At 39.4% G+C, this 12,157-nt stretch carries 11 protein-coding genes and 2 pseudogenes; 8 read left to right on the top strand and 5 right to left on the bottom strand.

What is annotated here, in order from left to right; all coding sequences use genetic code 11:
• Positions 1-52 precede the first annotated feature (52 nt).
• The 5 genes from JFC05_RS11020 (at position 53) to JFC05_RS12990 (ending at position 4,170) form a co-directional block, all read left to right on the top strand.
• Complete coding sequence (locus tag JFC05_RS11020) at positions 53-535, top strand: cytochrome c-type biogenesis protein (RefSeq protein WP_020443538.1); 483 nt, start codon at positions 53-55, stop codon at positions 533-535.
• On the top strand, positions 532-1,812 hold the full coding sequence (ccmI, locus tag JFC05_RS11015; protein ID WP_025643930.1) for a c-type cytochrome biogenesis protein CcmI: 1,281 nt from the start codon (positions 532-534) through the stop codon (positions 1,810-1,812). The genes JFC05_RS11020 and ccmI overlap by 4 nt, the downstream gene beginning before the upstream one ends.
• 141 nt (positions 1,813-1,953) lie before the next feature.
• The gene (gene lspA, locus JFC05_RS11010) at positions 1,954-2,661 is read left to right on the top strand and encodes a signal peptidase II (protein WP_037026031.1); all 708 of its coding nucleotides are present in this window, start codon (positions 1,954-1,956) and stop codon (positions 2,659-2,661) included.
• A gap of 333 nt (positions 2,662-2,994) precedes the next feature.
• Entirely contained in the window at positions 2,995-3,357 is a 363-nt protein-coding gene (locus tag JFC05_RS11005) for a DUF3817 domain-containing protein (protein ID WP_058023733.1), read from the top strand.
• 564 nt (positions 3,358-3,921) lie between these two features.
• A complete protein-coding gene (locus JFC05_RS12990) occupies positions 3,922-4,170 on the top strand; it encodes a recombinase family protein (RefSeq protein WP_228706492.1) in 249 nt (82 codons plus the stop codon).
• A gap of 470 nt (positions 4,171-4,640) precedes the next feature.
• Here the strand turns inward: JFC05_RS12990 and JFC05_RS10995 are convergent, their stop codons facing one another.
• Both JFC05_RS10995 and JFC05_RS10990 read right to left on the bottom strand, forming a co-directional pair.
• Complete coding sequence (locus JFC05_RS10995; RefSeq protein WP_198336912.1) at positions 4,641-6,224, bottom strand: Fic family protein; 1,584 nt, start codon at positions 6,222-6,224, stop codon at positions 4,641-4,643.
• A gap of 164 nt (positions 6,225-6,388) precedes the next feature.
• Positions 6,389-6,985: a recombinase family protein gene (locus JFC05_RS10990; RefSeq protein ID WP_114701980.1), complete on the bottom strand. Its 597-nt coding sequence runs from the start codon at positions 6,983-6,985 to the stop codon at positions 6,389-6,391.
• A 267-nt stretch (positions 6,986-7,252) separates the two neighbouring features.
• Between JFC05_RS10990 and JFC05_RS12980 the strand changes: the two are divergent.
• Positions 7,253-7,436 (top strand): annotated as a pseudogene (locus JFC05_RS12980) (DDE-type integrase/transposase/recombinase); the annotation flags it as partial.
• A gap of 461 nt (positions 7,437-7,897) precedes the next feature.
• On the opposite strand, the gene JFC05_RS10980 reads toward JFC05_RS12980, so the two are convergent.
• Entirely contained in the window at positions 7,898-8,338 is a 441-nt protein-coding gene (locus JFC05_RS10980; RefSeq protein WP_110817436.1) for a hypothetical protein, read from the bottom strand.
• A gap of 343 nt (positions 8,339-8,681) precedes the next feature.
• Between JFC05_RS10980 and JFC05_RS10975 the strand changes: the two genes are divergently transcribed.
• A complete protein-coding gene (locus JFC05_RS10975) occupies positions 8,682-9,434 on the top strand; it encodes an ACP-like domain-containing protein (protein WP_011954800.1) in 753 nt (250 codons plus the stop codon).
• Between the two features lie 254 nt (positions 9,435-9,688).
• Here JFC05_RS10975 and JFC05_RS10970 read toward each other — a convergent pair whose 3' ends face one another.
• Both JFC05_RS10970 and JFC05_RS10965 read right to left on the bottom strand, forming a co-directional pair.
• On the bottom strand, positions 9,689-10,153 hold the full coding sequence (locus JFC05_RS10970) for an NUDIX hydrolase (protein WP_007115209.1): 465 nt from the start codon (positions 10,151-10,153) through the stop codon (positions 9,689-9,691).
• 488 nt (positions 10,154-10,641) lie between these two features.
• Positions 10,642-11,417 (bottom strand): annotated as a pseudogene (locus JFC05_RS10965) (IS3 family transposase); the annotation flags it as partial.
• A 173-nt stretch (positions 11,418-11,590) separates the two neighbouring features.
• Here JFC05_RS10965 and JFC05_RS10960 point away from each other — a divergent pair.
• On the top strand, positions 11,591-12,157 hold a 567-nt coding region (locus tag JFC05_RS10960), incomplete at its 3' end, for an oleate hydratase (RefSeq protein ID WP_198336910.1).

Raw genomic sequence — 12,157 nt, 5'->3', positions numbered from 1 at the left:
ACCCAATATAGTTTTAAAACTAGCAAGCTTAATACTAGCGTGTCTGCTTAACATGACGGCAAACGCAGCTATTGACGTATACGATTTTGACTCACCACAGCAAGAAGCTCAGTATCGTGGATTAATAGAAGAGTTTCGCTGCCCAAAATGCCAAAATCAAAACCTTGCAGCCTCTGATGCACCGATTGCACAGGATCTAAAGCAAAAAGTCTATGATTTAATTAAAGATAGACGTAGTGATGCTGAAATACGCGTCTATATGCAAGAGCGCTACGGTGACTTTATTAGCTACAAGCCGCCTATGCGACCATCAACATGGATCCTATGGTTTTTTCCACCACTATTATTGCTCGTCTTAATTATTGGTTGGTTTTGGCAAAGTAAGCGTCGCCAAGTTGTTGCCCGTGGTCAAAGCGGCGTCACAGTGAACAGTACTGCTGCCTTGACCTCTACGGAAAAGGCTGAGCTTGATCGTCTATTATCGCAAGCTGAGAGTGTCGACCACGACATTACTAGCCTAGAGGACAAAAAATGACTCTATTTTCTACTTTTGGCTTATTTGTAACTCTAAGCTTGCTGATTGCTCTTATATTTGCGCTGATTGCTATTATGCCATGGCTACGAGCACCGCGTTTGCAGTCCAAACCAATAGACAATCAACTGCTAGATATTAATGTTGCAGTATTTCGCGAACGTTTAGCTGAGCTACAAACAGATAAAGACAGCGGTACTATTAATAATAGCCATTATCAAAATCAAAAGCTGGAACTGGAGCGTCAGCTATTAGATGTGCAGCGTCAGATAACACCTATGGTCACCCCTGATGTCAAAAGCCGTTTAATTGTCGCAGCTTGGATCCCAATATTGGCTGCAATGGCGTATTTACTAATAGGCAATCGTACGCCCGTGTTTGATTTGTGGACAGCTGAGGACAAAGTAGGACAAGTGGCTGACGACCTATTGACAGCTAAAATTGACAAGCCGCCATCATGGGCGTTTGAAGATGGTCGTCAACTGATTAGCGCCATGCAAACCAATGTTCATCGTAATGCTGATGATCCTAATCGCTGGATGCGCCTATCCGAGCTTTTCTTATCTATGGAGGCAACTGATTCTGCGCTGGAAGCCTTATCTCGTGCCTATCGTTTAGCTCCTGAAAATGAAGAAATCGCCACCACTTATGCTCAGACTAGCTTTTTCGTTAATGAAGGTCAGTTAGACGCCAATATTCGCCGTGTATTACAAGCTATATTAGCTAAGAATCCGCAGCATGAACGGGCTCAAATGCTCATGGCAATGGGTGAGACTCGTAGTAGTAACTTTGCCCAAGCGCAAGGTTGGATTAAACGCTTACAAGGCAGCATTGTGGCCAAACCAGGTGATCATACTAAAGCTTTAGCAAGCTTAGATGAGTTAAGCAACTACGTTAGCACGCAAGAAAAGCAAGCGCTAGAAGGTATTGACGTGACAGTGAAAATTAACGCTAATTTATTACCGTTAGTGAAAGCTGATGATGTGTTGTTTGTTGCGATACGTGACGTTAAAGGAGGTCCACCGTTTGCCGCCAAACGTTTACCCATTAGTATTATCAAGCAAGGTGAGGCTAGTATCCGCTTAAGCAATCTTGATGCGATGATGCCAGATCGCACGTTAAATTCAGCTCGTAGTGACAAAACTCAGTTAGCAGTCGTTGCTCGTATTAGTCATAGCGGTAATGCCATAGCAGAGTCAGGCGACTTATCGGGTAATCCTATAGTGATTAGCGCTGAACAGACTCAGGTTAATGTTGAAATCAATCAACAGATTCCCTAATAAAAAATTATTACCGTAAGTTTCATAACACCAGAGCGGTAAGTGGAGCCGTTTATAAAAGTGGCGCGATTAATAGTCGTATACCAAAAACATATACGTTTAACATTGTTCATTGTATAAACACAGATAAAGAAAACAACTATGACTGAATCTACCGACAGATTAGATAGTACTAAATTGAATAGCGTTGAATCGGCTAGTACTAATATTGCTGACAATAAAGTACCTATAGCTGTGAGTAGTACTCATCAATCGATTGACTCTAAAACCATGAATCATACGCCTAAAGCTATGTACGTGACTTCAGGCAACTCGATAACACCTAAAGGTAAGTTGGATAAAATGCCAAAAATGGTTGCCAATGGCAGTCGCGCTTTTATCTGGTATTTGTTGGCGATAATGGTGTTAATACTTGATCAATGGACTAAGTGGTTGGCCCAAACCAAATTAGCGTTCAATGACCCCGTACCGGTCATTGAACCATTTCTCAACTGGACACTCGCTTATAACTATGGGGCAGCATTTAGCTTTTTAGCCGACGCTGGCGGTTGGCAGAAATGGTTTTTCTCAGGCTTAGCTTTTGTAATGGCTATCTTTTTAACGATTTATTTAATCAAAGCGCCACGTACAGCCAAGCTATTGTCTATGGGGTTGGCCTTAGTGCTTGGCGGTGCGATTGGCAACTTAATCGATCGTTTAAGAATTGGCAAAGTGGTTGACTTTATCCATGTGCATTATGCTGATGTCTGGAATTATCCTATTTTCAATGTTGCAGATATAGGTGTCTGTGTCGGTGTAGCGTTGATTATAATTGATATGATATTTTTGGAAAGTAAGCGTAATGAATAAACAAGTGAATATTGATCAGTACAAATAAAAAGAACTAGCGTCATAGCTGCTCTATACGGAAAGATACTTTTTATACTCAAGTGTGTTTATAAAAATGCGAACTGGAAGGTGATATATGATTAATACAAATACTCTCTCATTCTATATCCCAAAACCCAATGCATAATTGTATGCGAGTGAACGCAGGATGATTTTGAAGTGGCTAGACGAAGGCGTGACGTGCTAAGTGGTAGATGACAAAAACCAGTACTTCAAAGCTCTGGACAGGGCCATTATTATAAAGACATTGAATACCGCCTAAATTATTTATTGAAATAACAAAAGGATAATATAGTGTCACATGCTCAGCTAACTATCAAACAAATACATAATCTTAGAAAAAAACAAAGTGCCGCATTAAAAAGCCTTACCATTATAGGCTACCTAGAAGGCACCTCTTTCTTATTATTGCTCTGTATCGCCATGCCACTAAAATATATGCTGGACATTCCAGAAGGTGTGAAATACATCGGTATGGCACACGGTATATTGTTTATTACCTATATCATAATACTTATAGGCTCAGCTATCAAAATGAAAATGCCTCTTTGGGCAATACCTGCGGGCGTACTCGGCTCACTCTTACCTTTTGGCCCGTTTATATTCGATCATTTACTAAAAAAGAATTTACAGGAAAGTGTAAGTAAAGAAGCCTAGAACAAGCCCTGCTGCAAATGCTACAAACGTACCTTATTACTCAAGATTATTTTTCCTAACTAAATCACAAGCCGCCATCACTCATCATGGCGACAAATGAATAACATTGAGCAGAAATTAATCACAATAAAATTTTAATTCAGACCCAGTATGAATAATCTAACACTCTAGTCACTTTTCGAACTTATCTTACATACTATCGACAAACCCGTATTGTTTAAAAGCTAAACAGGTTTTGTCATCCGCGATGGATTTCCTATTATCCTAGGGTATACCCCAGGGGCACTATCAAAACAGGTCTCTTAATCAATTAATAGTCTACTTATAATAGACTGCAATAATGGAACTACTTATAACAGACTATTTTAGGTGTTTATGTTTATCAGAGCATAGAGCGCCAATCAAAGATCAAGATGCCAAGCGTGCCAAAAGTGAGCTCATATAGCTTGCTGCTGATCATGGTCACAAAATTGCCGCCTTCTATGTTGAAAACGAGTCAGACGCAACTTTAATACGTCCACAGTTAATGTAACTGATAAATGATGCCCATGAAGGCGATATAATTTGGTTGAGCAGATTGACCGCTTAGCACGTTTAAACCAAGCTGATTGGGATACTCTCAAAAGAATGCTATTAGAAAAGAAGCTGGCGGTAGTATCAGAAGAGCTACCGACCTCTTATATAACGCCTCAATCTGATAGCAGCATTGAATTTATGAGCAGCGTATTACAGGCCATCAATTCGATGATGCTTTATATGCTCGCTGCTATTGCTAGAAAGGACTATGAAGATCGACGTAACCGTCAGATGTAAGGTATTTCTCGTACTAAGGTAGAAAGTAAATATTCAGGACGTAGGAAAGATACCGAGAAGCGTAAGATTATCGCTAGCCTTCTGAAATCTGGGCGTAGTTATTCTGAAATACAAGCTACAGCTAAGTGCTCGCGTCATTTGATAGCTGTATAGCTAAATAAATACTCAAATACTCAAATACTCAAATACTCAAATACTCAAATACTCAAATACTCAAATACTCAAATACTCAAATACTCAAATACTCAAAATTATTTTGAGGATCTGTAATAACCTTGTCAAATAAAAATTGTCTGTTATCAAAGTTCCTCTAATATATTCTGTTTAAGTAAGAAAAATATTGATTACGTTTCAGGTGACAGTATTTTAGCCGAATCTTTTATAAACGAATCATTATCGTAACGATGACACAAATACTAGCTTGAGCTTGATTATTAAGGCAGACTTTCCTGCGTATAGCAGAGTTTGTTCTAACTATTCAAACCATTTGCTTCATCTTTAAATGTCTCTACAACCACAGAGAAAATATCGTCCCAAACCTCATCATTTGCCAAAAACGGATAATCTTTCAATAGCTTATTACTTTTAGCACCCTTATTCTGCAGCATGCTACGAATGATTCTATCGGCATAGCTGTTGGGCATCTCAATAATCTCTTTTATCGCCAGTCGTGCATGGTCATGTTGTCTTAGGTACTGTGACTCGTTATGCATCTCTTTTTCAATAACATGAGCAATCAGTCCTGATAAGTACTGAACGTGAGGCGTTAGATCCATGAAGCGCCATGCAGGTTGAATCAGGTGAGTATTTCCAAAATTTAAGTTTGAGCGAATACCATCAGGGTAGGTAACTGCCTGTTTATCAAAGCTGTAATGATCACGGATTTGCTTCATGAGCGGCACAGAGACACGGTCTAAAATCTTATCATAGGCATGCCGGTCTGAGGGATGCTCGGCAATGGCTTGTGATATAGGTAGGATAATCGGCTCATGAATGACCTGGTCTCGCCTGAGGACGTCATTAATTAAAAAGCGATGTACACGGCCATTGCCATCCGCCAGCGGATGAATATATACAAAGGCAAAGGAGGCAACCGCACTACGCATCAGTGCTGATTGTCCCTCAGTCTTTTCCATAAATACCTGTAATCCTTCTAACTTATCAGCAATGTCATCAGCTGGTGGAGCAATATAATGCACAATTTCTTTAAAGCCATTGACCTGAGTATGCGACACAAAAACTGGTGATTGACGGACACCATACTGCTGGATAACCGTTTTGCTACCGAGTATCTCTTGTTGCAACTCTGCTAGTGATTCAGGATCAAGCGGAATGTCACCGGTGCCGGTACGCCGTGCCATCACATCGGCAAAACGTTCAATGCGTTTTAACTCTTTTCCCTCACCTTCTATAGTAAAGCTGGCTTTACTCTCTCGTAGGGTCATCCATACGGAGGCGCGCATCAGTAAGTCTTGCCCAAATTCATCGTTAAGTTTGTCAACCATTGTGGCAATATCGAGTGCAGCTGCTTGCGTAAAGGCCTCTGTTTTTACCAGCATCGGACAGAAATGACGGGTTCCTGCTAGATTGTCATTGATACGCCAGCGAGCGTTCTTGATGACCTGCGAAGGACTTGAAGTAACCAACTTCTTGGTAACCAAAGCATCCACATAGTTACCGCCTATATTACTCGGTACCTCTAAATGCTTATCCATGAGCCACTCATACAAGAAAGCCATTCTACGGGCATAGCTGCCTGTCGGCTCAGCGTTTACCCATGCTTGCACGTCATTTGCCCCTATCTGCTCAAATAGACGAACCAGTAACTCTAAATTCAGTACTTCATGACGCATGTGAAACTGTAAGTGCGCAATGATTGTGTCCAGTGGACGCGCGGTTTCCTGATAAGCGTTATGAATGACGTCACCGTCTTTATAGGTTTGCCTGCGCCCACCGATACTACTGCTGACATATAAAGGGGACACCAGCTCTATGCTGGCATAACGGACAAGCCATGCTGCGCCAATAGGATCTGAGATAGGGGTATTCATCATGAGTGGCTCAAGCGATTATAGATAAGCCATTTTGCGCAAAAACAATTATGAATGCAATATAATGATTATTATAAAGCCTTATTGCATTAAAACGATTTTCTTATGACGTTGCGATGCCTTTAAATCAAGACCAAAGGTCACGTTGAGTCGATATTTAAAATACCTCAGCTATTGACCTGCTTTAAGACACGATAAACGGTAGCTACGCCAACACCAACCGCCTTAGCGATCTCTTCTTTTGTCATATTGTTTTGACTAGCCAATGCTTTAATACGATTGTGTTTTGCGGTATTGGCTTTCTTACCAGTGGGTTTATAGCCACTGTTGGCCAATCCTTGTTTAATGCGCTCTCTACGCTTGTCATTATCAAGCTTTGCCATGGTCGCTAATAAATCGATCAGCATATCGTTAATCACTTTTAGGATCTCACCTGTCATACCGTCACTCATCGTATGTGTGGTTGGTAGATCAGCCACCACCAATCGTAAGCCCTTATCTTTAATACGCTGCTTTAGAATCGAAAAATCATCTTGAGATAGTCTGCTTAATCTATCCACGCTTTCAACCAATAAAATATCGCCTTGCTCGGCGTCCTTTAGCAACTTAGCTAAGATTGGTCTATCGAGCTTTGTACCACTGAAGTGCTCAACGTAATCAACATAGCTATCACCATAGCGGCTACTGAAGGCAACCAAATCTATTAATGCTCTAGTAGCGTCTTGATCCTTAGTGCTGGCTCTCACATAAATACGAACGGTCATAATACCTCTTTGTATCAGTTAGACTTAATAATTGATGTTCATTGATAATAGCAAGATATTACTATCATTTAATATCAAATAAAAGTCAAATGATAGATAGGTTGTCGTTTAGAAGTTTTATGTTTTGGGTATAGTCTATTGATAGAAGAAAAGCACAGCAACCAGCCCTATAATTCAAAAGTCTGTTATAGATGGTTCCATGTTAACAGTCTGTTTTAAGTAGTCTGTTAATAGGTTAGAAGGGCAAAATAACTAGTTCCCTTGGGGTATACTGCGTTTATTATAGATGTGTTTGTCCGTATTATTGTTGGCTGGAAGGTGTCTAATCGTATGAACATCGATATGGTGATGGCAGCGTTAAATCAAGCCATTGCAGACAGAAACAACCCAAAAGACGTTATTCATCGTAGTGATAGAGGCGTTCAGTATTTATCTATTCGTTATACTGATAAGATGTCTGATTCTGGCGTTATTACCTTTGTTGGAACGCGGGTAATTCATATGATAATGCATAGTACGATTGGTTATGTATCACCTTTTGAGTTTGAAAAGCAATATTATGATAGTCTTAATGAGTCAGGCAAAGTTGCCTGACTCAAATAAAACGCTCTCCGATATAGTCGGGGCGGTTCAGATAGCCAACTGGTTTAATATTATTCCGGTATATATGGGGTTAAAAAACGCACTAAGGCAGTGATTATTAAGAGTATTAGAAGAAGGTGTTGATATTTTATAAATCGTTCTGGGATAAATAAACACAGCACAGATACTATAAAAATTCCTATAATTTCAATCAAATTAGATAGACTTTGAGAGCCAAATCCTAGCCCAGTTAATACGACCCACAAAAATGATGGTAAGAATACTAGGCTAAATTTTTTCAATGGTTTATTCATAGGTTAGGCTTATCTGCTATGTGGGCGCAATTTCTATTGCACCGGCAACGGCACAACCCTGATATGCTTTGCCTGCGTAAGTTAATATTGCAGTAAATTCATTTTGATAGCCATTGTCATCGATACAAAGGTTATTTTTTATATTCACAACAATAGGCTGTCCATTGACAGTACTCGCGTATTCGACACCTTCAGTATTGACAGAACCAGAACCCACCACGGTAACTGTTGCTGTCGTTGGCTTTAAGAAATTTGCCTCTATACTTAGCTCATTTCCTTCAATCACTATTCGCCAAATTTTCCCTTTGTTTCCAAAAGCAGTAAATGCCCCTGACGCTACCGGCGCTTCTATTGTAGGCTGCTTACTCAGATCCGTGGTGTCGGCACGATGGTTACTACAAGCCACTAGAGCTAAGCTGCCCGTTAAGCACATTGTCGTTAGAAGCAAAGAACGCATAATTTTTCCTTTAAATATAATAAGAGAAGAGGGCGTTCAAAACTCTGTGTCAACTAAATTAAAGACGCTAGCCAATTTAATAAACGCCCCGTGCGTGATTATTTGGATTCTTGATTGGATAATATTTGAATATTTGCCGTATTTTACTAGCTTGAACATATCATTCACTGGGGTGGAGTGTTAATCTGTTATGTTTTTTCATTGGATTTGCTTTGGTCTATTGTGTACTAGCTAAAATCTACTCGAAGATATGGATGTAATATATAGTTTGTCCGACACCAATAAACTCAACTATTTTGGATGTTAAAATAATCAATTATTTTTTAATACGAAAGGTTTTAAGATGAAATCAAAGAAAATACTCGCCCTTGCATTTGTGATGTCGTGTATAGCTGCTTTAGCAGGCTGTAACACAACACCTGATAACAGTAGTCAGTATACTAATGCAGTAGAGACTTCTCATAAAAATAGTCACAGTAATATTGCTAACCCCCAAGTTTTGGATATCAAGGGCAGTATTACTGGCTATGATACAAAGGAATATATATTCCATGCACAAGCTAATCAAGTATTAAGAGTAGTAAGACAAAACACATCAGACGATGTGGTATTAAAGTTACTGTATCTTGGAAATAACAATAAAACTAGTGAACTCTCTGGTGATTTCCAAGTCCTGCCTTATACAGGGGATTATAAGCTTATCGTAAGCCAAACACGCAATGATGCCCGTAAGCATGCAAACACCGCAAAAAACTTTAATTTGAAAGCCTTTATCACTGACCAGCAGCAACCATCTAACCAGCAAAATTATGTCGTCAACTACAAGTGTGATAGCAACGAAAATCTAAGCGTAACCTACCACTTTAATAACCAAAAAACTAGTGCGACAGTGACTTACGATAATATTTCACAACAGCTAAACTTTGATGATCAATATAGTAAAAAAAATAATCCAGTATTCTCCAATAATAACTACTTACTGAGCGTAGGAACTATTAATGATGGCGTGTTTGGAGACTCAATGGTCTACTCTTTGTTAGATTTAAAAAAATCTAAAGGTGGCTACGCGTTATTGCAAAACTGTCAAAAATTATAAACGCCTTCAGAAAAATAAAAAAGGGAAAATAGCCATAATCAGATAATGGGAGTTTCCCAAACTTTGTGTAACTGCTTATAATCCACTAACTGGAGAATAAGCAATGACTAACCAAAACGACATTAAAAAACTGGCCCAACAGATGGCTGGTAGCATGAAAAGCTGAGAGCATCCTACATTTTGTGTAATTATTGATGAAAGCCACACAGCTGTTACACAGAATATAGGATGCTCTCATCGAACTTTCTTACTTTTTAGAGTAACTCAGCTGCTTGTAATGCTATTTCTTTAACATCTAAGCTAAGGGCTAAATCTGCATTGATCAAATCTTCAATATCGAAAAATCTAGCTTCTAGGGCGTCATCACCTGCTAGAGGATCACCAGAAACCCAAATACAAAGTACGGCTACAAGAACAAAATGGTGACGAAGCTTACCACTACTATCAAAGTCAAACGCGTCTACAGCGTTAAATGTCTTAAAGGCTTTTGATACAATGCTTGTCTCTTCATAAAGTTCACGAACGGCAGCATCTTTAACAGTTTCCCCACGTTCAATTTTACCACCGGGAAAACCCCATCGACCTGCATCGGGTGGGTTAGCACGGCGTACTAAAAGCACCTTTCCATCTTTAAAAAGTACTCCAATAGTAGCTACTATTGGACGTAGGCTCTGTGGTTCGTATTGTATTATAGGTTCATTACTTAGTATATTAGACATAAAAACTCAATTGAGAATAGGACATAGAGGATAGCTTAATATTCAAGTCCTCACTAGGGTACCGAAACAGTGAAAGTACCTGATTGGTTCACCGCAGGTATGCTTGTTCATTACCTAACTTACCCAAAATTTCATATTGATTAGCTAAAATCACACGTTCTGTATCTGTAAAGCTCATAATCACCTCTTATATTAATTATAGTTAAAAAATAGACAGCTCAGTTGCTAACTCATAAACAGAGTAACAGAAGACACACTGTCAATTTAATACAAATAATTAATAAATATTTAGTTAAAAATATTTATTAAAAATGCAGCTTAAACAGATAACCATTCACTAGAGTAGCTAGGATGTGATTTAACTACAATCCCAATTAAACAAATACTCCGTCTTTTGAGTTTGAGAGACGATACTATGATAGTCTTATTGAGTCAGACAAAGCTGCCTGACTCAAGCAATCCACTCACCGATATAGTCAGGGCGGTTCATAGCCAACCAGCTCTTTAGTGTATAAGTCTTTAACCCCTGCTAAGTACAGCCAACCCTCATTTGTCCAGATATAGGTGATGTCACTGACCCAAGACTCATTAGGACGCTTAGCATCAAACTGCTGATCCAACACGTTTGGATAAACCATTTTATTATGGTTTGAGTCTGTAGTGACTTTAAAGCGTTTATGGCGACGGCATTTGATGCCATGTTCTTCTTTGATACGTCTGACCATGTACAAGCTAATATCATGGCCTTGCTCTATGAGCTTTGCATGCAGTCGCTCAACACCATAGCGCTCACGAGTTTCACTGTGAGCAGCCCTAACCAGTAGCTCAGACTGATTACGATGTATCTGTTGGTCACTGATATCACGACTCAGCCAGTCGTAATAACTTGATGGCTTAACACTTAGCACACGGCACATAGTGGTGATGCTAAAGAAGTGCTGGTTATCTTTGATAAAGGCGTACCTGACTAACTGTGCTTTGCAAAGTACGCCGTGGCCTTTTTTAGGATCTCTCGCTCCTCTTCGGCAACTTTAAGTTGTCGCTTGAGCTGCTTTATTTCTTGAAGAGCCGTCATAAGATCAGGATCGTATTGAGCTGTTCCTGCAAGTTTGCCTTGATTAGCTTTGTTGTTCCAGTTCGATAAGGTTTGCATGGCGATACCAAGCTGCTTTGCGGTCGCTGAAATATTGCCGTTGTTGTCTGATATCTTCTTGACGGCTTCGGCTTTGAATTCTTCACTATAAGTTCTAATTTTCTTGACCATGATAAACTCCGATTAATACGCTTAGTTTACCAAGTTTACTTGTACGGTTTCTTCAGCATAGTTCAATATAGCAACGATATTTACCTATATTTATTTGGCACTACCAACCACTGCCTATATTATTTAGCACAACAATAAGTTAAAAGACTTTTTAACCCACTAAGGAGATAATAATGAAAAAGACTAATAAGAAACAAAAAACCATCAACAGCTTTCCACATCAGCCAGATGCTAGTAAAGCTTATCCACACCATTACCCACAAAACACCTTGCCGTTTGCTGACAAAATAGGTAACTATCAACGTAATATTGGTAGACCAACTGACGCTTATAAAGACAGTAAAGTTTATATAATCGGTAGCGGCATCGCAGGATTATCTAGTGCTTACTACTTCATTCGTGATGGAAAAGTACCAGCAGAAAATATCACCTTTTTAGAGCAGCTAGAGGTGTCAGGCGGCTCTATGGATGGCTCGGGTAATGCTGAGAATGGCTACATTATACGTGGTGGCCGTGAGATGGAATTTACCTACGAGAACTTTTGGGATGTCTTTCAAGATATTCCTGCAGTCGAGATGCCAGCGCCATACAGCGTACTAGATGAATATAGACTGATTAATGATGATGATCCTAACTATTCAATCGCTCGTTTGGTACATCAGCAAGGTAAAATTAAAGAAACGAGTGGTGTTACTCTAAAAAAATCTGACCAATTAGCATTGATACGTCTACTACTAAAA

Origin of the sequence: Psychrobacter celer (genome assembly GCF_016107555.1) — a bacterium.
In the GTDB taxonomy this organism is placed as follows: Bacteria; Pseudomonadota; Gammaproteobacteria; order Pseudomonadales; family Moraxellaceae; genus Psychrobacter; species Psychrobacter celer.
The sequence above is the reverse complement of the archived record's forward strand: the minus strand, read 5'-3'. Positions and strand labels throughout refer to the sequence as shown.

Bases quoted from the DNA above. Each gene is read 5' to 3' on its own strand.
- JFC05_RS11020 (WP_020443538.1), top strand. From the start codon at position 53: ATGACGGCAAACGCAGCTATTGACGTATACGATTTTGACTCACCACAG.
- ccmI (WP_025643930.1), top strand. From the start codon at position 532: ATGACTCTATTTTCTACTTTTGGCTTATTTGTAACTCTAAGCTTGCTG.
- lspA (WP_037026031.1), top strand. From the start codon at position 1,954: ATGACTGAATCTACCGACAGATTAGATAGTACTAAATTGAATAGCGTT.
- JFC05_RS10995 (WP_198336912.1), bottom strand. From the start codon at position 6,224: ATGATGAATACCCCTATCTCAGATCCTATTGGCGCAGCATGGCTTGTC.
- JFC05_RS10990 (WP_114701980.1), bottom strand. From the start codon at position 6,985: ATGACCGTTCGTATTTATGTGAGAGCCAGCACTAAGGATCAAGACGCT.
- JFC05_RS10980 (WP_110817436.1), bottom strand. From the start codon at position 8,338: ATGCGTTCTTTGCTTCTAACGACAATGTGCTTAACGGGCAGCTTAGCT.
- JFC05_RS10975 (WP_011954800.1), top strand. From the start codon at position 8,682: ATGAAATCAAAGAAAATACTCGCCCTTGCATTTGTGATGTCGTGTATA.
- JFC05_RS10970 (WP_007115209.1), bottom strand. From the start codon at position 10,153: ATGTCTAATATACTAAGTAATGAACCTATAATACAATACGAACCACAG.